Below are 21506 nucleotides of genomic sequence, written 5' to 3'. Positions count from 1 at the left end.
GCCGTGGACGCCGGTGGCGGGCCGGCATGGCTTCCGCCGGACCTGGAACGACTGCGGACCGTGGAGACCCTCCTGTCCATGCTCCTCACCCAGACCCGTGAGCGGATCGCCGTGCTGGAGCAGGCCGCGCGCGTCCGCTCGGACGCCGCCCGCCACGAGGCTCCTCTCGTGGAGTGGATCATCGAGTACGGCATCGGCGTCCAGCACCGGCCCGAGCTCGTGCACACCGGTGACTGCAGCATGACCTCCGGCCGCTCCCGGCCCGCCACCCGCGCCCAGGCCGTCGAAACCCTGCAGAACACCCCAGCGCGCGCCTGCGGAATCTGCCGCGCCGACTCCGCCCTCGGCCTCCTCGACGTCTGAACATTCCGGGCGCCTCGGGTGCGATCACGGGCCGGTGGGTCTGAGCTGGAAGGGCGGGGGAGTCAGCGCTGGAGGTGTTGGTGATGGCGAGACCCGTATGGGCCGGAAATCTGACATTCGGACTGGTCAGCCTGCCGGTCGGCCTCTACACCGCGACCGACAGCCACACCATCCGCTTCCACCAGTTGCAGCGCGGTACCTCCGACCGGATCCGCAACCGCCGGGTGAACGAGCGCACCGGCGACGAGGTGGACCTGGGTGACATCGTCAAGGGCTACGACACCGGCGGCGAGTACGTGTTGGTGGAGCCGAAGGAGCTCGACGACATCGCCCCGGGCCGCTCCCGTTCCCTGGAGGTCGCCGGGTTCGTGGAACTGGACGACGTGGAGCCGATCTTCTTCGACAAGACGTACTACCTCGGGCCGCGGGGCGCTGAGTACGCGAAGGTCTACAGCCTCCTGGAGCAGGCCCTCGCCAAGGCGGGCAAGGCCGGGATCGCCACCTTCGTAATGCGCCAGCACGAGTACCTCGTCGCGGTGAAGGCCGAGGACGGCATCCTGACCCTGCACACCCTTCACTGGGCGGACGAAATCCGGGATCCCAAGAAGGAGATCGACACCCTGCCGGGCAAGGCGAAGGCCTCGGACAAGGAACTGAAGATGGCTGAGCAGCTGATCGAGGCCCTGAGCATGACGTGGGATCCCGAGCAGTACCACGACACGTTCCAGGAGAAGGTCGCCGCCCTGGTCGACGCCAAGAAGGCCGGCGAGAGCGTGGAGAAGGCCGAACCCGCCGCGCAGGCCACCGGCGCCGTCGACCTCATGGAAGCCCTACGCGCCAGCGTCGAGCGGGCCCGCAGCCCCAAGGACACCCGCGAGAAGGCCACCACCACGAAGACGGGTGCGCAGAAGAAGAAGGCTGCGCCCGCGAGGAAGCGCCTCTCCTCCAAAGCCGAGTCCTTGCAGTCAATGACGAAGTCCGAGCTCTACAAGAAGGCCACCGCCGCGCACGTTCCCGGCCGCTCGTCCATGACGCACGACGAGCTCGTGGACGCCCTTGCCAGCTCACGAGGCGGGCGGCAGCGGTCCTGATACCCGCGCTCCGCGGAGAGGCTCAACGCTTGGCGCCGAAGACCAGAGTGGGTGTGCCGCAGGTGCGGGAGGGCCTAGCTGTCCTCGTCAGGAAGGCGAAGCTGTTGGGCCGCAGGCGGGTTATTCCGCTCGCGTAGGCCGAGCGGGTCCTGGGGGCGCTGGCGGCGACGGTTCGTCCACCAGGCTCCGACCGCGTTCGCCTGAGCCTGGTAGGCGGGGACGTCGTACACGTACCCGAGACGGGCGATCTCACCGTTGAGGATCACGACGAAGCCCTCGAGCGCGGCTACCTCGGCCTCCTCCAATGGCCGGATGCTGCGGTAGCCGGCCAGGAGGTCCGAGGCCCGGGACTGCTGGTAGCGGGCCCGCTCGCCCTGGAGGACGAAGAACCCGGTGGCAAGGAGCTTGGCGAGGTCGAAGACCGGTGGGGCGTGCATGACCTTGTCGAAGTCGATGAACCCGAACCCGCCATCACCGTTGCCGGCCACGACGTTGTCCCAGTGCAGGTCCCCGTGGATGGGCTGGGGCCGCAGGGACGCCAGGTCCTGGGCCAGGCGGGGCAGGATCCGGTCCCGCCACAGGTGCCGGGCCACGTACCAGTGCGGCAGCTCCTGGTCCGGGGAAGGCACCGGGGCGCGTTCGAAGGTCAGACGGCGATCGGTGAAGTCGCCCGCATCCGGCCGGGCCAGCCCCGAGTGGAGGCGGGCCAGATCCTGGCCCAGGCCGTACGGGTCGCTCCGGTCGGCGCTCCCCTTGCCGATCCAGGTGCACACGTGAACGGTCTGCGGACCGGCCTTGGTCTCCACGGTGCCCACGGCCAGCGTCTGCGGACACTCCACAGCGTCGACGCCGTCGACCAACCCGGCGATCCGGCTGATCAGAGCGGCTGGCTTGGGCGTCAGTCGCACGGCCACCTCCGGTGCCTGGGAGGACGGGGAGACGCCACGCCAGACGGCGGCCATGGTGCCGTCGGCTACCGGCTCGAACCGGTAGTCCGCAGCGTGCCACGTCCCGCTCACACGAGCCAGGGCGTCCTTGAGCAGCTGCTCGCTGGTGCTGTCGGCGGATGACACTCCCGTTCGCCTTTCCTAACGCCCAGCGCGGTGTCTTGGCCGGGGCCTGCTGGCCGTGCCGCAGGTGCCCGTGCAAGGCCGGCCAGAAGGCCAGACCGTCTCCTGGTCAGGATGTCAGTACCCCAGCGGCCCTCCGGCCCAGTCCCATGTCGCGCCGCTGACCTGTCGTGGCCGCCAGCTGGGTCGGCCGACCCCGCCCAGGAAGACGTCGCCTGTACCTCGTTCGATCGATCCCGGTGCGTGGGACGGCATGTCGGGGCAGCCTGGAGGTCGCGGGTCCGGCCAGTGGCTGGCTTGATCGTGTGCTGCGGGGAGGGGCTGGTCGTCGTGGACAGGGTGCTTCAGGTGTTGGGGGCCGCGCACGAGGGGTCGGTGGGGGTGCTCCTGGCCGACGGCAGCGAGCCGGGCCCGGTCTATTTCGATGTGGGCAGCGGGTCGTATGTGCCGTCGTCAACGGAGTGGCACGTGTACGACGGCCGGTTCGGCCGTCCCCGGGCGGCGGTCTTGCGGGGCAGCTGCTCGTGTGGCTGGCGGGGGATGGCCGAGTACCCGCTCGACTGGACGACCCTCGCGAAGGACAAGCCTCTGTACGCGGCGGACATCGACCTGTCCGGGCCGGTCGCGGACTACGAGGCGCATCTATCGGTGATCCGGGGTGCGGCCGTCCAACTGCCCGAGGACCTCACGGTGCTCCTCACTGAACTCGTCCACCGACTCGACGGCCTGGCCGCCGAGGAGCCGCTGGTTGCGTTGAAGGCCCTGGCCGATCTCAGGTACGTCATCGCCCAAACCGGCCAGGACGCTGCGAATGAGGTTGCCACGAGGGAAGTACCGCTCGAGGAGGTGGCGACCGCGCTCGGCACGAGTGAGGCTGCTGCCCACAGCTACCTCAGCAGCTACCGTCCCTGACCCGATCCTGCGCCGTCTCGCGCAGTGTCCGCGCAGTTGCATACGTCATGCCGCTGGATCGGCGCTGTTCCGGCGAGGGCTTGGTCCGGTGTTGGTGTGATGTACGCGGGCGCGCGGGGATGCGCGGGGGCGCATAGGTCTTTGGCATAGGACATCAGCGCAGGTCCTGGCATCAGACGATCACACTTGTCATTCTTCGATCTCTTTCGATCGGCCTTTAAGGATGAGGGCCCGGGATTCCCATGTGTTCCGAGGGGCGGATTTCTCGACCACTTCACATGCATGAGGAGCTACATGACTTCCTGGGAGTCCGCCGGTGCTGATCCGGCTGGCATCGGCGCGCTGGGCGTGCGCCGGCGCCCTTCCCGGGGCGCCCGTCGTCCTGGCGGGGCGGTCACCGGTCAAGCAGGGCGTGTGAGGACAGGACGGCATGAGCATCGGGTGTGCCGTCGGCACACCCGGGATCTGGGAGTGACTGGCCGTCGGATATCCAAGTGGGGGGTCGTGGCGCAGTCGGCGCTGGGGCGGCAGCTGCTGGTGCCCCGCCCTGGGCGGGAGGAGTTCGGGCTGTGGTGACCGAGCCGCATGAGGAGGCCTGGCGTTTCGAGGGCGAGATGGGGAACACGTTGCGTTCCCGTGCACACGAGCTGTGCAAGAGCGTCGTCCGTTACCTGGCCACCAAGTTCTACAAGACGCCCAAGCTGAAGGGGTACTTCGAGGACATCGCTCAGGAGGCGTACATGGAGACGGTGCGTTCCTGGGAGGCGGGGAGGCTTGATCCGGACCGGGACCCGCTCGGCTACATGTGCGTTGTCGCCCGCAACCTCGCTTTGAAGGTGCTGAAGGTACCGGAGGACCCCATGGAGGACGAGCGCCTCCACATCTACCGAGAGGGGGAGACGTGGCCCGAGGAGGAGGACGACGAGATCGAAGAGGTACTCCATGACGCGATCAGCCGTATGAAACGCACGCAGCGTCGGGTAGTGATCGGCAGGCAGTTACGCGGTGACGCCGACAGCGTGATCGCGAGTGCAATAGGGGTGTCCGTGGAGCAGGTTCATGTGCAGCGGCATCTCGGGGTGAAAGAGCTGAAGACGATGGACATCGTCCGGAACCGCATCCGGGATGTCTCCATGCCCGATCAGCCCCGCGGAGAAGGGGACAGGTGAGTGACGTGGACTTCGACGAGATGGGCTGGGGGATCGGGCGCACCGCGATCACGGACGGGCTGGAGGTTCTGCTGGCGGGATCGCGGGGGTCGGCGGATGCGTGGGACAGGCCCGAAGGCGACTGGGGACAGGGGGTGTCCGGGCTGGCCGAGGAGGAGGCGGCGGCCCGGCGAGAGGCAAATTCGTGCTATCGGCTGGGGTCGAAAGCACTGTTGCGGGGGGATCTGGAGCTTGCGGAACTGTGGCTGCGCAGCGCCTACGCCCAGGACCATCCCGGGGCGGCATTCCGGTTGGCTGTGGCTGTTCACCGGCGAGGGGCGCGGAGGGAGGAGGGTGGGCGCGCCGAGATCCAGGCGGCGATCGTGTCGTTGCTCAGCCAGGCGGCGCTGTGGGGACACAGCGGGGCCCGCCGTGCGCTGGGCAGGTCCGGCCCGGGGAAGAGCGCGGAGGGGGAGGGGGATGCGGGTGTCGATGACGCGGACCTGGCATCGGAGCTGGCATCGGCGCTTCACGAGGACGCCGCCCCAACGCGGATCCCGCACTCCGGGCCAGACCTGGTTCCGGGCACCGCACTGAGGACGGGGGTGAGGTCGGCGAGACGGCGGCTGGGTGGCGGCGACGAGTGTTCGCAGGTCGCCGCTGCCGGAGGTGGGGTGGGGCTCACCTCCTCGCCGGGGGCACAGGACGCGACGTGGGGTCTGAGGGTTCTGGAGGCGCTGAGCCGGAGAACTGGTGGCGCGTCGCCACGCCTTATCGCGCAGGATGCTCGTCTTCCCGTGCCGGTGGTTCGCCAGACGCTGGTTTGGCTGGGACGTCAGGGGCTGGCGAAGCGGCTTCCCGGCGGTGGGTTCACGGAGGGTCCGCTGCTTCCGGCGTTGCAGTCGACAAATCCGGCCCTGGCCAAGCGGTCGCTGCAGCACACGCTGGCGCTCCTTCGGGATGCGGTGGGTGCGGCGGTCTATATCAGTTCCTATGAGGACGGCGAGGTGCGGATCGCGGAGGCTGCGGACGGGCCGGGGATGCCCAAAGTGGTCGAGTGGGTGGACTTCCGGTCTGCGGCCCATGCGAGCGCGGTGGGCAAGTGCCTCCTGGCGCTTCTCGGTCCGGATGGTCGCCGGGACCACATGTCGCGTCACAAGTTCGCACGGCTGACCTCCCGGACGATCGTCACGGAGAAGATCCTTTTCTCCCGTCTGGAAAGCCATCGGCTCTCAGATCCGGTGCTGGATGTACAGGAGTACTCGCCGGGCACCGTGTGCGCCGCGGTACCTGTGTCGTTCGGTACGACCACGGCCTGCGTGGCGTTGTCGATGCCGCTGTCGCAAGCGTCGCGTCTGAACGACGCTGCCGCGATCCTGGCGAGCCAGGCCGGGACAGTGCTGTTGACGCTGATGCTGGCTGGGGGGATTGCGCCGGCGCGGGAAGTGGTTTCCGAGCCCGTCGCCCAGGCGCCCCGTCCCATGCCGGGTGCCGAGCGGCGGTTCGCCATGGCGGACCGGCTGCTGCTGCCCTCGTCCGTGAGCGAGGCTCGCTTGCGGGCACCGAACCGGATGGCGGAGGTGCCCAGCGTCTATTGGGCCAGGGACACGGTGTCAAAGGAACTCTACGTCTTCGACTTCGCCCTGGTACCGGAGCAGAGAGAGGAGGAAGCCGGCCCGGCGTTGGTGCTGCCGCAGCCGGGAGGGGGAGTCGTCACGGACGTCGACGAGTTCGCGCCCGCCCCACCGGAGGATCTCCTGCCTTCTTGTGAGGAGCGGAGGGTGCTGGTGTATGCGAGCTGACCTGTGGCCCAACAAGGAAGTGCGCTCAGGCGTGTGTGGGCTCGTGAAGCTGTGTGGGCTTCGGCCTCATCGTGGCTGGAAATCGACGAAATGAGGGCTACCGCATGCGCGAAATGAGGCTTTACCAGATGCAGGGGAATCGAATGGGGACTTTCAGTGCCTTGCTGAAACATTTAGCAGGGCACCGTCACGAAACCCGCAGTTCTCCTGCAGGGATGCCAGAAACGTCCGAAATCGAGGAAGTTGAGGGGATTCGCCTTTAGCACACAGTGTCGTTATCGTCACCCAACGGCGCGTGCGAGGTCTTAAACGGGCTCGCAACTCATCCAAGACCTCGCACGCGGTCAATCGACAACTCACGAATGGAGTCCCTCATGGGACATACCCCGCGGCGTCGACGCGCCAAACAACGCTCAGATCGTCCGGCCCGCTCCAGCGAGCCTAGCAACCGTAACGAAACTTCCGGCCGAGGGAACCGATTGGGCAAGGCGATTGCTCTCGCGTTCCTGAGTCTGCCCGTCCTCGGCATCGTGCTCATCTCAGAGCCCACGATCCACGTCAACATCACGACCGACCCACTGCTGTGGGCTGGGACAGCGGCCACAGGCGTCGTACTCACCAGCACCCAGGCAGTACGTCGCCGCAGGTAGAGAGAGCTCGGGGCTGGCGACGCCCACCAAGCGGCGTCGCCAGCCCCAAGCCCGGCCACACGGCCTCCCGGGACCACACGGACCTGACCGACGGCGGGACTGCCGGGGACAACCCGGCGACGAAATCCTGAGACCCGCTCCAGATCCGCTACGAAATCCCCTTCCTGAACCCTTTTCGTGACACGGACGGACCATGACCAGCGACCGCTGCGCCCACTGCGGAACGCAATTCGAGGACCCTCGCGAGCCCCGACAGGGCCGGCCACAAAAGTTCTGCAACACCGCCTGTCGGCAAGCGGCACACCGCGCCCGCAAGAACGCCGCACCCCTCAGTACAGACAAGGCCCCGCTCCCAACCGCGAAGACGACTGCGCCCCGTGCCGAACTCCCCCGAAGCGCATCACAAGCCGTTCCCGCACACGGCCCCATCGAGGATGAGGAAATGCTCACCGAGCTCATCGGCGATCTCCTCGAGGAACTCCGGCAACTTCAACGCCTGCTGCCGGAATCCGACCCGCAGGAGCCCCTGAGTCGGGTGATGCACATGCAGGCTCAACTCGAGGCTCTCACGGCCGGCCTGGTCGGCCGTGCCCGGCATGGCCGGGTCTCCTGGGCCAAACTGGCCCGTCTCCTGTGCATCAGCGAGGACACCGCACGCCACCGCTACACCGACGCCCACATCCGCCGACGCCTCGACCGCTTCACACGCCCTGCGGCACCCCTGTCACTGAGTGCCCTCTACACCGATATCCCTGTCGCTCCCACCGCCAGGACCACAGAAGCCCAACCTCGCAGGCTTGAGCCCACACCACCGCCCCGCGACCCCGGCGGACACGCCTTCAACCGACTGGCGTCCATGCTGTCCATGCTGGCACGCGGCTCACGCCTCCCCCTGAAGGACATCGCGAAGAAGACCGGCTGCTCCCCCTCCTACCTCTCCCGAGTCCTCAACGGAGAACGGGTGCCAACATGGCGCCTCACCGAAAGGCTCACACGAGCCTGTGGAGCCGACCCCGCCATCGTGCATGCCCTGTGGGCCAACGAGCGACTCCGCGAACAGGGCGCCGTCGCTCCCCTCGTCGACGACGACCATGAGGACACGCCACTGCGGGCCGGAACCCGCCTCCTCGCAGCCCTCAGGACCCTGCACGTCAGAGTCGGACAGCCCACGGCCCAGGACATCGTCCGCGCCAGCAGATGGCGGCTCTCCGTCGACACCGTTGCCGACATGCTCGACGGACACCTGACCAGCTGGCCGGCACTGACCAATCTGCTCCACGTACTCGGAGGCGACACCACGTACTTCAGAACACTCTGGGACGACGCTCAGGCGGAGCGGAAACCTCATCCCACCATCCCAGCATCGGCTTTTGGATGACCACCTTGAAGTTCCCGCTCCCCGCAAGACAGACCGTCGCAGCCCAACACCCGTCCGGGCCGCGCGTACCACTGGCTTACGAGGCGTTCCGGGCGCTGCACCAGCGCCTGTACCTGTCGTATGCGAAAGCCCACCTGCTGGAAGAGGCCGCGGCGCAGGCCACCGTTCAGGCTGCGTTTCGCGTCATCCTTGAGCGCTGGGATCACGTCGTCTCCCAGCCTCACCCGGCCCGGGAGGCCTGGGGCGAACTCATCAAGTGCACAGGCAGCAGAGAACATCCCCTCCCCGTACCAGCCGAATCGGCGCCACAGTACGACACCGCCATCCTTCACCAGCTGGGCAATCACAGCGCGGAAGCCATTGCTCAGGCAACAGGCCTCGACATTTCCAAGGTCCGGTACCTTACGGGTCTCACGGCACCGGCCTTCCGCGGCTGAGCAGACTCACGGCGTTGCCGCCCTGCACCCGGGCGGCTCGCCTGCTTAATCGACGGGGTGAGGTACCCGCAGCAGCCAAACGGGCATGGCGGCAGTTTGTTCGGCGCGGGCTCGAGTGCCGGCGAGGCGGGGGTGACGGAAAAATGGCCGCTAGGTGACCACATCTCCGCGAGCGGTGTCATGTGTGTCGCGAGGGGCCATGCTGGACTACCGTGCATCGTGGGCCGTTCGCGGGCAGGTCTCCCGGTATGGCACATCGCGGATCTGGTCATGCCACTGGCTGCGGCCCAGGCCGCTGCCGAGGCGGGAGCACAGGGCCGCCGCCACGTCCTCGGGAGCTACGGAGCGTTCCAGTGGCGGCGGGTAGCGGCCCTGGGATCGCAGCGTACGGTCGTCCGGCCCGAAGGTCAGGCGCGTGACTTCGTCCCGGGGCCGAGCAGGGCGCTGCCGAGGGCCTTTCGGGATGCCACGTCCCACATGCGTATCCGACCCAGTTCGTCGCCGGCCGCGAGAGTAGTGCCGTCGTGGGAGAACGCGAGCGCGGTAACAGGCGCGGGTTTCCCGGCTGCGGTAGACAGGCCGTCGTTCAGTACTCCGAGCTGCTGGGTGAGAACACCGTCCACAGTGTGACTCGGCCAGCCCCGTCGGCAAGTGCGAAAAGGAGTCCGTTGCCCCACCCGGGAAACTGTGCCGCACCGCCCGGGAGGCGTTCGTACCGCTCGTCTCAGCCCACGGTGCCAGCCCTGGCCGTCCCGGAGTTCCGGCTGGGCCCCCTTCGGTAGTGCGGGCCCGGTGGCCAAATCTCAACCCCCCGGTCAGCGCTGCAATTAGGGTGCGGCTCCATCTGTGGACACGTCCGTCATACGTAGGGAGCCTCGCTTGGATGTCTCACTGATGATCGAATGGGCACAGAAGATGTACCCCCACCCAGGGGGAGCATGGATCCCTTACCTCCGCCGTGACCAGCAGCTGAATACACCTGCGCAGGCAGCCGCCCAGGTTGCGTTGGCGTATCGGTACCACAGGAACGGCAAGCTCATGCCGTCGGGGATCTTGGACTTCGGCTTCGGTCTGAGCACCCTGGCCACAACGCTGATGGGTGAGGGCAGGAACCAGGAGGCAGCCGCCACGTTCCAGGTCGCCCTTCAGACGTTCGCTCCCTTGTTCGCTGCTGGCAGGAACGTCGGCGGCGTGATGGAGCGTTGCCGCGCAAGCCTCAACATCCTGGAAGTAGCCGAGAGCGACGAGCTTCCGCCGTTCTTCGATAGCCCCATCATGAGTCTGTCCAGCCTCTTGCAGGAGGCGGAACCGACTGAAGGGCAGCTCTTCGCCAGTCTTGCCAGCGGGAGTGGGGAGTCCGTTGACTCTGCCGGTATGGGTGATGCTCTCAGCAAATACCTCGAGGAACTCACAGAGCACTCCCACTTGGCCCGCAGGTCGTTTGGCAAGATGTGGAGTGAGGACATGGCGGCGGCCTGCGACAGGCTGCCCGACCGTCTGCCGTCCGATCAGAGGGCACTCGTCGACCAGGCCCGTTGGGTGCGCCGGAGCGTGTCGAGGGACGCGGAACCCCGAGTCGTGATACTGCTCACCGCACTCGTCAACCATCACTTGTGGACTAAGCAAGACGGCCTGCGCTCGAACAAGCCACAACTGCACGTGGACCTCATGCGCTACACCAGTGCTGCCTTCAATGAAGGCGTACAGAAGTGCTCTCGGGATCTGATCCTCGGCAGTGTCGAGGCACAGATCGCAGTGGCGCACGGCATGCCAGCGATGGCGTTGCAGGAGATCCAGCAGCAGGAGGACCTGCTGTGTGAGGCCGTGGGCACGTATCTTCTCCTTACCGGCCCCAGCCCGGCCATGGCGCACGAGATGGCCTACGACGAACGGGTCTACTTCCCGCAGAGCGTCGCTGAGGCTGACAACCACCAAGGTGACGCGTTCGGCCGCAAGGTCCCCCGACAGCCAGTGCCGAAACCGCTCTGGGCAACTCATCTACTGCGGCAGTGGCGGAGCAGCCGCGACATCAAGGAAGCCTCGTTCGCCCTGGCCTCAGCCGCGGGGTGGGATCGCCTACGCGCTGGCTGGCTCCTTGGGCAGCTCTTCGCGGCGCCACGTGACCCGGCGTCCCAGCAGCAGTTGCTGGCCTGGCAGAACGCAGTGGACGCGTTCATGGCTGCTGCGGAGAGGGTCACCGTGGAAGACAATCCCTGGAAGCCCGAACCATCCGATTACACCCAGAGCAGCACGATCACCAGCGACAAGACCGGGCGGCTGCAGATTCCAGATCCCGTCCTGAAGGCTGTAGTGGCCCAGGGCTTGGAAACCGACGACTTCATCAAAGTGCGCGGCGACCGCTTCGACGGCCGCAGGATGCCCACATATCTGCTCAGCAACAAGTACAGACCTATCTCCATCCTGAAGGTCGACCACGCGGACAGAGTGGCTCGGGAGGTCACAAACTTCGAGAAGTATGCGGAGAAGCGCCTGCACGACAAGTACCGACCCAGTCGGTGCCAAGCACACGACATGGAGATGTACCTGGGAGAAGGGGGAGAGCCGCTGCGCGCGATCGTGACCTCATACGCCTTCGAAGAGGGCGAGCAGCCGAGCACCCTGAGAACCTGGTTCCATGGCGCCCAGGCTCAGGATCCCGCCGTCGTGATTGAGCAGCTTCTGCTCACTACGATGCGCCCCTGGATCGCGGACGTACGACGAGACCGGGTGGATCTGCGCGCTGAGTATCCGGTGTTTCGGCCGTATGCCGCCCCTGACAAGCAGTCTCCGACGTCCTCGGCCGCGGGCGAGCTGGCAAAACTCACCGACAGTGCGGTGTCGGAGGGGCTCGGGCTGTCTCTGCCTAAAATCAAGGACAGGCCAGCCGACAGCCTCAGAGGATGTCTTGGGCTCGAGCAGGCGATCGGCCAGATGAACAGCCTGGAGTGGGTCAATCCCCTGTGGTTCGCGGCGGCAGTCGCGGAACTTGATGGCCTCGAACCCAGCGACAGGCTGGACAACCTTATCGACCCGAAGCGTGTTGACCTGAGGGCCTATGACGCTCTCCTCGTGCTATCGCATGGCGACCTGCATATGGACAACGTGCTGTGCACGTCAGCGAGTAGCGCCCTGCCCCAGCCCTTCCTTATTGACTTTGAGACCGCGCACTACGGGCACGTGTGCAAGGACCTCGCACGCCTGGAGGCGTGCATTCTGACCCACGTGTACGAATGGGACGCTGCACAAGCAGGACGTATCGCTGCGTACGTGGCCACAGGGACCAGGCTGGTCCCACCCCCTCTGAAGGCTGCCCTGCCTCATCTGTCTGCCAAAGAAGAACGGGTGCTCACTGCGGTCCGCCGCATCCGGAAGGTGGCATTCGGCTGCGGCCAGGGGCACTGGCCCATACCAATGCATGAGTACCAACTGGCCCTCGCAGGAGCTCTCATCCCCATGATCCGCTCCGCCGCACAACGTGAACAACGACAATTCGCGCTCACGCTGAGCACCGTCGTGTGTTCAGCACTCCTCGACGGCTGGCGACATGCGAGCACGCCAGAAGAAACCTGCCGAGGAACCCGTCCGACAAGCTGACCCGTGAGGCGGCACCTACGCAAAGGGGCAGGCACTCCCCAGTCACTGGCCACTGCCCCTCTCTTTTTGACCCGCACATCTCACGGCGCGCGGGTTCTCGATTCCCCGACGACCGGCGCGTTCGGCAGCTCAGAGCCGGGCGCGTCGGTCCTGGACGAGCTGCTGCCAGCGGGCTCGGACGGCATCCGGGCCGTCGAGCCAGGTGGTGGGGGAGGGGCTGGGCAGGGAAAGGCCGGCCATGTAGTGGGCGATGTCCGCGTAGTAGGCGTAGTCACCCCGCTGGGCGAGCTCGTATAGCCGGTCGACGTGAGTACGGGCCTTGTCTTGTTCGCCGAGGACGACATGGTGTAGGGCGAGGGTGAGTTCAAAAATGGCTTCGACCGGGGTGATACCTGCCGCGTGGATCTCGGCGCGCAGCGCGCGGGCGCCCTCGAGGTCGGTGAGGGTGCCGGCTTCGCGGGCGAGGGCGGCGACCTTGAGGGTGAGAGCGGTTGCGCGCTGGTCGAGTCCGGCCAGGAGCTGCTCGGCGAGAGCGATTTCGTCGTCGGCCCGGTCGGGATCGGTGAAGGCGTACGCCAGGGAAAGGTGGGACTGGGCGATCGCTTGCTCCCCGGTGTTGCCATGCTGTTCAGCTTCGGTGCGGGCGGTGGCGAAGGCGGTGGCGGCCTGGTTCATGTCGCCGTGGGCGAAGTGGATGTCGCCGAGCACCCGGTTCCCGCGTCCGCGCCAGCCGAGAGTGCGGGCGGTGGACAGTGCAGTGGGGAAGTCGCCGGTGGCGCGGGCGAGGTGGGCGAGTCCGCGGGCCGCGTCGAGGGCGAGCCGGCCGCCGCCGTCGGCGACCAGGCGCATGCCGTCGTGGGAGGCGTCGTTCTGACCGAGGTCGCGATATGCCTTGGCCCGGTAGTAGACGGCCATCTCGGTGAGTTCGGCGGGCAGGACGTCGGCGTCGATGACGCGGGTGAGCCGGGAGGCGGTCACGGACCGGTGCTCGTGCTGGCGCCGGGCCAACGCGGCCAGGAGCTCGGCCAACGCGTCCGCGGCGGTCGTGAGCTCGCCGTCCCCGCTCTCGCGTGCCGGGAGCGGGAGGGGTTCCCACACGTAGTCGTCGGTGTAGGCCCAGGCGGCGTCGGCGAGCCAACCCAGCTCGAGCCGGTGGTCGCGGGCCAAGGCGAGGCCCTGGCGTAGGCAGCCGACCAGCAGGCGCCGGTCCGGGCCGCTGCTGGTCTGCCACTGCGCGCCGAGCACGGCCAGCGCGCGGGCGGCCGCCTGCCGCCAGTCGGTGTCGGTCCAGCAGTCGTCGGTGGCGTCGTCCGCGGTGCGCAGGGTGGAGCGGATCAGGGCGTGCAGGTGGTAGGGCCACAGCGCGAACGCGTCGTGCCGGACAAATGGCCGCTCCACCAGCCGGGCGGCCGCGGACAGGTGGGACAGGCCCGCGGCTGCGGTAGCCAGGGGAAGGTCGAAGGCGTCCACCAGGCTGACCGCGCGCAGGAGGTGGCGTTCGTCCGGGGTGAGGTCGGCCAGGGTACGGGTGAGCAGCGCGGGGAAGTCGGTCCCGAAGTCCGCGGGCCCGGGGGTGCGGCCGGCTCGGCGGAGCTCCAGGAAGCGCAGGACGGCGAGGTCGAGGTAGAGGGGCAGGCCGTGGGAGCGCTCGGCGATCACCGTGCGCAAGTCGGCGTCGATGAGGGGCCGGCCCTCGCGAGTCAGGCGCCGGGCGAGGTAGTCGGAGCAGTCCTCCGGGGAGAAGTCGCCGATGAGGACCTGGCGGCCGCTCTCGATCGGGATGCCGGCGGTTCGGGGGCCGGGTACGGCCTGCCCGACGAGCCCGGGCCAGGCGGTGGGGCCGGTCCAGTCGAGCTGGCCCTCCAGGGCCGCATCGGCCCACTGCAGTCGGCCGCGGCCGGTGACGATGAAGAACGCTCCGGGCATCAGCCACACCAGGCGCTGCAGGAGCCGTTCGAGGTCGCGGTGCGTGCGGGTGCCGGTTTCCTCGAACGTGTCCAGCAGGATGACCGGGGCCACGGCCTGGTCGGCGGGAAGCTGGGCGAGCTCCCAGGCCAGCAGGTGCGGGTAGTACGAGAGCGCGTCAACGTCGGGCTCGACGTCCAGGAGGTCGGCCAGGCGGGCGCAGCCGGCCAAAGCCCGGACCGTCTGACGGCGCTCGCGGATCGCGGTGGTCAGGGCGCCGGTCAGCTGGCCGATCGCGCTACCGACCGTGCCGGGCAGGAGCAGAGCCTGGGCAACATCGCTGAGTGCGGACTGCATCTGCTGCGGCAGGTTTTTGCCGAACCGCGCGGCAAGACCGCCGCGGCGCAGATACTCCTCCAGTGATTCGCCGGGGTGCTGGTGCTCCCAGTAGCGGCGCAGCGCGATGTCAAAGGCGGGCAACGGCCGGTTGAGGTGGGCGGCGAGGGCGAGACGGATGGTGAGGACGACGCGCTCGAAGTCCACGCCGGCGGACCGGGCAAGGTCGATCCGGACCGGCAGCAGGGTCGGTCGGGCGGGCCAGACGGGCTCACCCCATCGGGCCGGGCGGCTCTCGGCGCCGGCGATCGCAGCCTCCAGGGTCCGCGACAGCGTGGTCTTCCCGATCCCCCCGACTCCGTGCATGACCAGGATGTTGTTCCGAGGGGCTTCCAGGTCCTCCACGGTGAAACCGGGGGCGGCAATGCGGGCCAGGTGTTCACCGAGAGCGGCCTGGACGATCTGCCACTGCCCCTGCCGGTTCGTGAACGCCTCCGTCGCCGACACGTTCCGGTCGTTGGTGCTGAACAACGCCCGCAGATCCCGCCCTGCCATCGCTCCCCCTGGTGATCGTCTCCTTGCTCCTCAACCTATGCCCGCCCAGCGCGCAGTGAAGGTGCGTCAGCAAGAATTGGCTGGTCAAGTACGTCAGCACGACCAAGGTGGTACGCCGTGACCGGCCCCCTCACCCCCGAAGACCCCACATCCCAGCCGCTCCACCAGGCCGGCGGAGACGCAGAGCAGGCCGAGCGCACGGTGAAGGAGGTGATCCGCTGGTACAACGCCCGCCTCACCGAGGCCCGCGACGGAGCCCTGGACTCGGAGACCATCGAAGGGCTGCGGGCAGGGCGGGACCAAGCCGTGGACGACCTGGACCGGCTCGAGGACGCCGACGAGGACACCACGGTGCAGATCGCCGTGGCCTACGCCGCCCGACTCAGGGAGCTCACCGGCAGCTGAGCCAGTCGGCCGCGGGCAGCGGTAGGCGGTCCGGACTGCGATGGTGCCCGACCGGGCGGGCCTGCCACGCGGCGGGCATCAGTGGCTGCGCCTGGGCCGTGATGTCGGCGATCTCCTTCCGCCACCGGGGCAGCACATGATGCAGCGCCCGCTGGACGGAGTGGAAGCGGGCGGCCTCCCCTGCGGTGTAGGGGCGGCGCCGGGCCGCAGCCAGGGCCCAGGCGGACCACCGGTCCCGGCCCAGCATCCTGTGGTCGCCGTCGATCACCCGGACTGCTCTGACGGCGGGGTCGGCGGCCGCAGCGGCCACGATGTCGGCCGCCACCCGGCAGGCCCGCGCGTGTGCGGCTGGGGTGGGGAGCGCGGTGACGACGTCGAGCTCCAGGGCGCGGGCGTGGTTGACGAGGGTGCGCTGTCGGCTGTCGGCGGCCCGGCCGGCCAGGGCCACGACCTCGATCCGGTAGTCGGCCCGGGCGAACCGGCCCGCGCTGAGCGTGAAGTCGGCGGCGCTGGTGAAGTCGGCCTCGATGAGCAGGTCGCCACGTCGTTCGCGTACGTATGCCTCGGCCTCGGCCTGCCAGTCCTCGGCATCCGGCCGCACCAGGTCGTCGGCGATCCGGGGAGTGTCGTTGACCAGCTGGAAGTGGTCCGGGTGGTGGCCGCGCAGCACATCGGGATCCAGCACGACGGTGCGCGGCCGCATCGCCCGGCGCAGCATCCGCCGCGCCTCCAGCTGCCGTGCGCCCGGCTCGCCGACCAGGTAGACGACCAGCGGGTCCGGGCGGAAGGTGGCCTTGCGCAGGAAGGTCGGGGCGATCAGCTCGTCGAAGGTCCAGCGGTGCTGGTCCGGGCTGAGGCGGTGGTAGCCGGTGCCCGGCGGCCCTGGCAGCGGGTGCGCGATGCGGCGTACCGGCTCGGCGGCCGCTGCCGCCCGCTCGGCATCACGGGAGACAGCCAGGCGGCGGTCGGCGGGCAGGCGCTCGTCGTGGACCAGGACCTCGGCGCGCACCAGGCTCTGGCGGAAGACGCGGGTGCGTGGCCCACTCCAGGGACGTAAACGCTCCGCGCGCACCGTCGCGGCCGCGGCCGCTGGCCGGCCCCAGGTCCCGGCGTCGGTGAGCTCGTTGTCGTACAGCGGCTCCAGCCCCCGTCGGACTGCGGTGACCCGGTGCACCAGGTGCTCTGCCTCGATCACCTCGAGCGAATCGAGCAGTCCGTCGGCGCAGCGGTCCTGGTTCTCCCAGGCAACGTACCGGCCCTCGGGGCCGAAGAACCGCTCCAGGACGCCGAGCTGGCTGTCGGCCTCGGCCACCGCCAGAACCACCAGCTCGATCCGGTAGCCCGCCGCCCGGTACAGTGCCGACACGGCCCGGGCCTCGGCGGGATCCGCGAGTGCGAGCTCCAGCACCACGTCCAGCCCGGCGGCGCGCGCGTACGCCTCGATCTCCGCCTGCCACGAGCGGGTCACCGGCCGCACCCCGGCCCCTGCCGTCCGTATGTCCTGCTTCAGCAGCGTCTCGTACTCCCGGTGCGCGGCCTTGTAGAGGTCGCTGCCGATCCGGACCGCGCCTCCCCGGCGGTTCAGCACGGCGTGGATAACGTCGGCAGCGGTGGACTTGCCGCTCCCCGGTGGACCGGCGACGACCACGACGACCGGACGATCCTGCGGGACGGCCCCAGCGGTCCACGTCGGCAGCAGGACGCCGGTCAGGACTTGGCGGATCTCTGTCTCGGAAAGCCCCGTCGGCACCACATGCTGCTCTGCCACCTCGCCCCTCCCCAGCCACCAGGTTCAAACCGAGGTTAAATCCAAGGCTAATCAAACGCCAAATCTATAGATAAAGACTGGTAGGATGGGTGGTGGAGGTGACATATGCCAACCGAAGAAGAGCTGTTCGAGGCCGTGGACGCGCTGCTCGCGGGAGAGCCCGAGATGCCGCCGCCGGCGGAACGGGCCCGCCTGCGCGAGGCGTCCGGGATCACCCAGGCCCGGCTCGCGCAGGCTCTGCAGACCACGACGCAGTCCGTCAAGAACTGGGAGGCGGGCCGCAGTGAACCGCGGCCCCCGCGTCGCCAGGCGTACCAGCGCCTGCTGGACGGCTGGGCTGCGAAGTATGGGCCTCCCCCCAAGACGCCGTGATCAGGCCCACCACTCTGCGTTGGGCTGCTGACGGTTCGGGGGCTGGGTGGCAGCGCAGCATTTGCATGGCGCCAGAGCCAGAGAGCGATGACATTCCAAAGATCGGCCCAGGCCCATCAAGAGTGCTGCTCAGGTAACACCAGATACTGACCGAGGTCAGTCTGTTCGTGCCGCGATTGGTCACCGGCAGCACCAGACCAGGATGAGTCTGCTCTGTGGTGAGGCAGCGGTACAAAGGAAGCCGAGCCATCCCTTGTGTCTTGCCTATTTTTCCCCTCCCTCGGTGCTCCCTCCCCAGCCAGGGGCTGAGGATCAGTTCGTACCCTTCGGTCCCTCATCCTTCGGTCACTACAGAAACCTGCAGGTCAGGGGGTGCTCTCCGCTTCTACCAGGGACTGAAGGGACTCAACTTCGCAGTTATGAACTAGATATGCACTACTGCTTCTGCTTGCTCGTGCGCATATGCGCACGCAGGTAAAGGCAGGAAGTGGCAGATGTGAGTCCCTTCAGTCCCTGAAGCTCCAATCTTAAGGCTTTGACCTGCATGTTTGTTGAGTGACTGAAGGATGAGGGACTCAACTGCGCGGTCCCTGGTTCCGTCCCTCGTAGGGACGGGACCCATCAAGACCTCGATGGGCCGCTAGCCTCAGGAGGTTGGCGGCTTCTTGGGCCCGGGGAGTGGTGGCACCCGTGCGCGCCCGCGACACGCCCGGGTGCGTAGCCAGTTGGATCTGATCTCTTTCCAGGACGAACTGGGGTAGAACTCAAGTGACTGAGGGACTGAAGGGACTGAACTCTCGATAGAGCGATTGCTGGAAGCCGAGACTGGGTGAGGCCTGCGGTACGCTCCGCGATAGTGAAAGTTCAGTCCCTCTGGTCCCTGAGCGAGCAGCTGCGGTCATGAGGAGACCTCCCCAACCGTCCGTCAAGGAAGAGCCAGTGCCCGCCTATTCCGAGAACCCGCCTGAACGTATGAGCGGCGGGGCGGCACTGGACGTGGCAACCTGGCTGGCCCTGCGAGGCTACCCAGTGCACCCCCTTACCCAGGGGACCAAGACACCCGCACCTAACTGCATCGACTGCCGAAGCGGCCAGCACTCTCCGAAAGAGTGCCCCTGCCATGCCGTAGGACGCTGGTGCCACGGATTCCACGCCGCCACCACGGACCTGCGTACCGTCCGACAGTGGTGGCAGTCCGAGCCCGACTTCGGAATCGGGGTCTCCTGCGGACCAGCTGGGCTGGTAGTCATCGACGTCGACGCCCACGCAGACCCCCTCCCCAGCCGGCAACGGCTGCTGCCCGGCATCCCGATAGACGAGCGGGTCGACCTGACAGGACTGCAGAACGGATACGACACCCTGGCGCTCCTGGCCGCGTACCGCTCACGGCCCAACCCTTGTGAGGACACCAAGACTCTCCGAGTCCGCACACCTTCGGGCGGGATGCACATCTGGTACCGGGCACCCCTAAGCGGACCGCGCTTCCGGTGCTCCACCGGATCAAGCTCCAAGGTCGCCCTCGCCTGGCAGGTCGACGTACGAGCCACCGGCGGCTACATCGTGGCACCCACGACCCGCACAGCCGCGGGCGCCTACGAAACGCTGCCCGGAGCACGCCTGCCCAGGCCTCTACCGATGTGGCTGACCGCCGAACTCACACGCACAGGCCACAACATGGAGACAGCCCCGGTGGTGCCCACAACGAGCCCGGCAGTGCTTCCGACGGGTGGCAAGCCACGACAGTACCTGCTGACCTCGCTGCTCGACGAGGTGCGCGCCTGCGCCGCCAGCCCCACAGGGACGGCCTTCAGCGAGAAGCTGAACCGAGCGGCCTACACCGCCGGAGGACTGGCCGCCGCAGGCCACCTTGCCGCAGACGAGTGTCGCCGGCAGCTCCTCGAAGCCGCAGAGCATGCACGACCCCACCAGCCGCGCCGCAACGTCCTCATCGTCGAAGCGGGGCTCCGCGCCGGCAATGACCGACCGATCCACCCCAAGGAACGCCCATGAGCAGCGCCGGAAGCACGGGGTTCAACGCCCAGGCAGCGGCGGAGCAGCTAGCTGCGTTCGCCACAGAGACCACGGACACGGGCGCCGCCCCGAAGCCGAGTCGCCGCCTGCCCGCCCAGCAAAGCGGAACCCCAGTGGCGGCTGGCACCGGCGCCTCCGCCGACTTCATCTCGGCAGGCCTGCTGCAGAACCTCAGTGACCGCGGCAACGCCAAGCTGTTCGCACACCTGCACCACAACCGGTTCCGGCACGTGGAGGGACTGGGCTGGTACGTCTGGGACGAGTACAGGTGGAAGCGCACCGGCGGAGAGAAAGCCGCGATCTGGGCCGCCGGAGACATGGCCGAGGAACTGCCCGCCCACGACCCGCGGGGTATCTTCACAGACCGGGAACTGTCGCAGCACCGCAAGCGCGCCATGTCGACCTCGGGCGTGAAGGCCATGCTCACCCAGGCCAAGGCATCGCCTGAACTCGCCCTGGACCCAGACACCCTGGACGGCGACAAGTACGCACTCTGCACCCCAGCTGGCGTCGTGGACCTGCGCACCGGCCACCTGCACAAGCCCGACCCGACCCGGGACCTGCACTCGCGTGCCACCTACCTCGCCCCCGAGGCCACGCCCACGCCCCGGTTCCACACCTTCCTGCAGCAGACCTTCGGTGATGACGACAAGGGCAAGGAGATGATCAACTTTCTTCATCTCCTGCTGGGCTACTCCATCACCGGGGACGTCGGCGGCCAGGTTCTGCCCTTCCTCTACGGTGTCGGCGCCAACGGCAAGTCGGCCCTCCTCGACGTCGTCATCAAGATCCTCGGTGACTACGCAGATGTCGCCCCGCCCGGCTTCCTCATGGAACGAGGCAAGTTCAACGAACACTCCACCGAGCTGACAGAACTCCACGGCCGGCGCCTGTTCGTCTGCAGCGAGCTCAAGCCACACGACAAGTTCGACGAGGCCCGCGTCAAGCTTCTCACCGGCGGAGACCGCCTCAAGGCCCGCCGAATGAGGCAAGACTTCTTCAGCTTCGAGCCAACCCACAAGCTATGGCTCCTGGGCAATCACCGTCCGGAGGTCGGCACCGGCGGCCACGCCTTCTGGCGACGGATCCGGCTGATCCCCTTCGAGAAGGTCGTCCCCGACCATCGCAAGATCGACAACCTCGCGGAGATCCTCGTACAAGAGGAGGGGCCCGGCATCCTCCACTGGATGATCCAGGGAGCCAAGGCCTACCTCGCCACCAAGCCGCCGCTGACCGGACCCAGCGTGGTCCGTACCGCCACGCAGGCCTACGCCACCACCGAAGACCACATCGGACGGTTCCTGCTTGAGTGCTGCACCACAGGCGCGGATCTGCCCGAAACCCGTGACCTGAAGGTGGAGCAGGGAGCCCTCTACCGCGCGTACAGTGCCTGGTGCCTCGACGGCGAGGGCCTGCGCCCCGCCACAACCCGCGCCTTCGCCACACGTATCCGCGCCGAGGTCGGCGTCGCCTCGCCCAGCGAGATGCTCCGCTCAAACGGCCAGAAGTTCTACCCAGGCCTAGCCCTTCTGGCAGACGAACCCCAGGAGCCACGCGAGGCGAACAGGGCAAGCTCGGCATAACCGCCTGACGTGTGACACCACCCAGGGGCGGGCACGCCTACGATGGACAAGGAAGATGAACAGACCCACCAGCCGACGGCGGCTTGCACAGGCCCGCCACATACCG

At 67.9% G+C, this 21506-nt stretch carries 13 protein-coding genes and 2 pseudogenes; 12 read left to right on the top strand and 3 right to left on the bottom strand.

Annotated features, from left to right (window positions below; genetic code table 11):
• Nucleotides 1-3 precede the first annotated feature (3 nt).
• Nucleotides 4-363 carry a DUF6233 domain-containing protein gene (locus ACIQ5Y_RS33475; protein ID WP_403889174.1) on the top strand — a complete coding sequence of 120 codons (360 nt, stop codon included), beginning with the start codon at nt 4-6 and terminating at the stop codon, nt 361-363.
• Between the two features lie 83 nt (nt 364-446).
• Entirely contained in the window at nt 447-1454 is a 1008-nt protein-coding gene (locus ACIQ5Y_RS33470) for a Ku protein (RefSeq protein WP_403889171.1), read from the top strand.
• 74 nt (nt 1455-1528) lie between these two features.
• On the opposite strand, the gene ACIQ5Y_RS33465 is transcribed toward ACIQ5Y_RS33470, so the two are convergent.
• Nucleotides 1529-2527: a phosphotransferase enzyme family protein gene (locus ACIQ5Y_RS33465; protein WP_403889168.1), complete on the bottom strand. Its 999-nt coding sequence runs from the start codon at nt 2525-2527 to the stop codon at nt 1529-1531.
• A gap of 285 nt (nt 2528-2812) precedes the next feature.
• On the opposite strand from ACIQ5Y_RS33465, the gene ACIQ5Y_RS33460 reads away from it, so the two are divergent.
• From ACIQ5Y_RS33460 to ACIQ5Y_RS33435, 6 genes and pseudogenes are all read left to right on the top strand, one after another.
• Entirely contained in the window at nt 2813-3436 is a 624-nt protein-coding gene (locus ACIQ5Y_RS33460) for a hypothetical protein (RefSeq protein WP_403889165.1), read from the top strand.
• A 572-nt stretch (nt 3437-4008) separates the two neighbouring features.
• Complete coding sequence (locus ACIQ5Y_RS33455) at nt 4009-4605, top strand: RNA polymerase sigma factor (protein ID WP_403889162.1); 597 nt, start codon at nt 4009-4011, stop codon at nt 4603-4605.
• Between the two features lie 653 nt (nt 4606-5258).
• Nucleotides 5259-6002 (top strand): annotated as a pseudogene (locus tag ACIQ5Y_RS33450) (IclR family transcriptional regulator C-terminal domain-containing protein); the annotation flags it as partial.
• A gap of 1476 nt (nt 6003-7478) precedes the next feature.
• Nucleotides 7479-8414, top strand: coding sequence for a helix-turn-helix domain-containing protein (locus tag ACIQ5Y_RS33445; RefSeq protein ID WP_403889159.1), 936 nt, complete (start codon nt 7479-7481; stop codon nt 8412-8414).
• Nucleotides 8411-8851, top strand: a complete 441-nt coding sequence (locus ACIQ5Y_RS33440; RefSeq protein WP_403889156.1) for a hypothetical protein — start codon at nt 8411-8413, stop codon at nt 8849-8851. The genes ACIQ5Y_RS33445 and ACIQ5Y_RS33440 overlap by 4 nt, the downstream gene beginning before the upstream one ends.
• An 879-nt stretch (nt 8852-9730) precedes the next feature.
• Complete coding sequence (locus ACIQ5Y_RS33435) at nt 9731-12445, top strand: phosphotransferase (RefSeq protein ID WP_403889154.1); 2715 nt, start codon at nt 9731-9733, stop codon at nt 12443-12445.
• Nucleotides 12446-12574: 129 nt separating this feature from the next.
• On the opposite strand, the gene ACIQ5Y_RS33430 is transcribed toward ACIQ5Y_RS33435, so the two are convergent.
• On the bottom strand, nt 12575-15241 hold the full coding sequence (locus ACIQ5Y_RS33430) for an ATP/GTP-binding protein (RefSeq protein WP_403889151.1): 2667 nt from the start codon (nt 15239-15241) through the stop codon (nt 12575-12577).
• A 117-nt stretch (nt 15242-15358) separates the two neighbouring features.
• On the opposite strand from ACIQ5Y_RS33430, the gene ACIQ5Y_RS33425 reads away from it, so the two are divergent.
• Complete coding sequence (locus ACIQ5Y_RS33425) at nt 15359-15646, top strand: hypothetical protein (RefSeq protein WP_403889148.1); 288 nt, start codon at nt 15359-15361, stop codon at nt 15644-15646.
• Here the strand turns inward: ACIQ5Y_RS33425 and ACIQ5Y_RS33420 are convergent.
• Nucleotides 15633-17414, bottom strand: coding sequence for a zeta toxin family protein (locus ACIQ5Y_RS33420; RefSeq protein WP_403889145.1), 1782 nt, complete (start codon nt 17412-17414; stop codon nt 15633-15635). The genes ACIQ5Y_RS33425 and ACIQ5Y_RS33420 overlap by 14 nt on opposite strands.
• 105 nt (nt 17415-17519) lie before the next feature.
• Here ACIQ5Y_RS33420 and ACIQ5Y_RS33415 point away from each other — a divergent pair.
• From ACIQ5Y_RS33415 to ACIQ5Y_RS33405, 3 genes and pseudogenes are all read left to right on the top strand, one after another.
• A pseudogene (locus tag ACIQ5Y_RS33415) lies at nt 17520-17771 on the top strand (helix-turn-helix domain-containing protein); the annotation flags it as partial.
• A gap of 1011 nt (nt 17772-18782) precedes the next feature.
• The gene (locus ACIQ5Y_RS33410; protein WP_403889298.1) at nt 18783-19796 is read left to right on the top strand and encodes a bifunctional DNA primase/polymerase; all 1014 of its coding nucleotides are present in this window, start codon (nt 18783-18785) and stop codon (nt 19794-19796) included.
• Nucleotides 19793-21400 carry a phage/plasmid primase, P4 family gene (locus ACIQ5Y_RS33405; protein WP_403889142.1) on the top strand — a complete coding sequence of 536 codons (1608 nt, stop codon included), beginning with the start codon at nt 19793-19795 and terminating at the stop codon, nt 21398-21400. The genes ACIQ5Y_RS33410 and ACIQ5Y_RS33405 overlap by 4 nt, the downstream gene beginning before the upstream one ends.
• The last annotated feature ends 106 nt before the right edge of the window (nt 21401-21506 follow it).

Source organism: Streptomyces sp. NPDC096339, assembly GCF_044762985.1.
In the GTDB taxonomy this organism is placed as follows: domain Bacteria; phylum Actinomycetota; class Actinomycetes; order Streptomycetales; family Streptomycetaceae; genus Streptomyces.
Note: the sequence above shows the minus strand (reverse complement) of the source record. Positions and strands in the feature narration are given on the sequence as shown.

Coding starts and splice junctions, on each gene's coding strand:
- ACIQ5Y_RS33470 (WP_403889171.1), top strand. CDS start 447: ATGGCGAGACCCGTATGGGCCGGAAATCTGACATTCGGACTGGTCAGC.
- ACIQ5Y_RS33445 (WP_403889159.1), top strand. CDS start 7,479: ATGCTCACCGAGCTCATCGGCGATCTCCTCGAGGAACTCCGGCAACTT.
- ACIQ5Y_RS33440 (WP_403889156.1), top strand. CDS start 8,411: ATGACCACCTTGAAGTTCCCGCTCCCCGCAAGACAGACCGTCGCAGCC.
- ACIQ5Y_RS33430 (WP_403889151.1), bottom strand. CDS start 15,241: ATGGCAGGGCGGGATCTGCGGGCGTTGTTCAGCACCAACGACCGGAAC.
- ACIQ5Y_RS33405 (WP_403889142.1), top strand. CDS start 19,793: ATGAGCAGCGCCGGAAGCACGGGGTTCAACGCCCAGGCAGCGGCGGAG.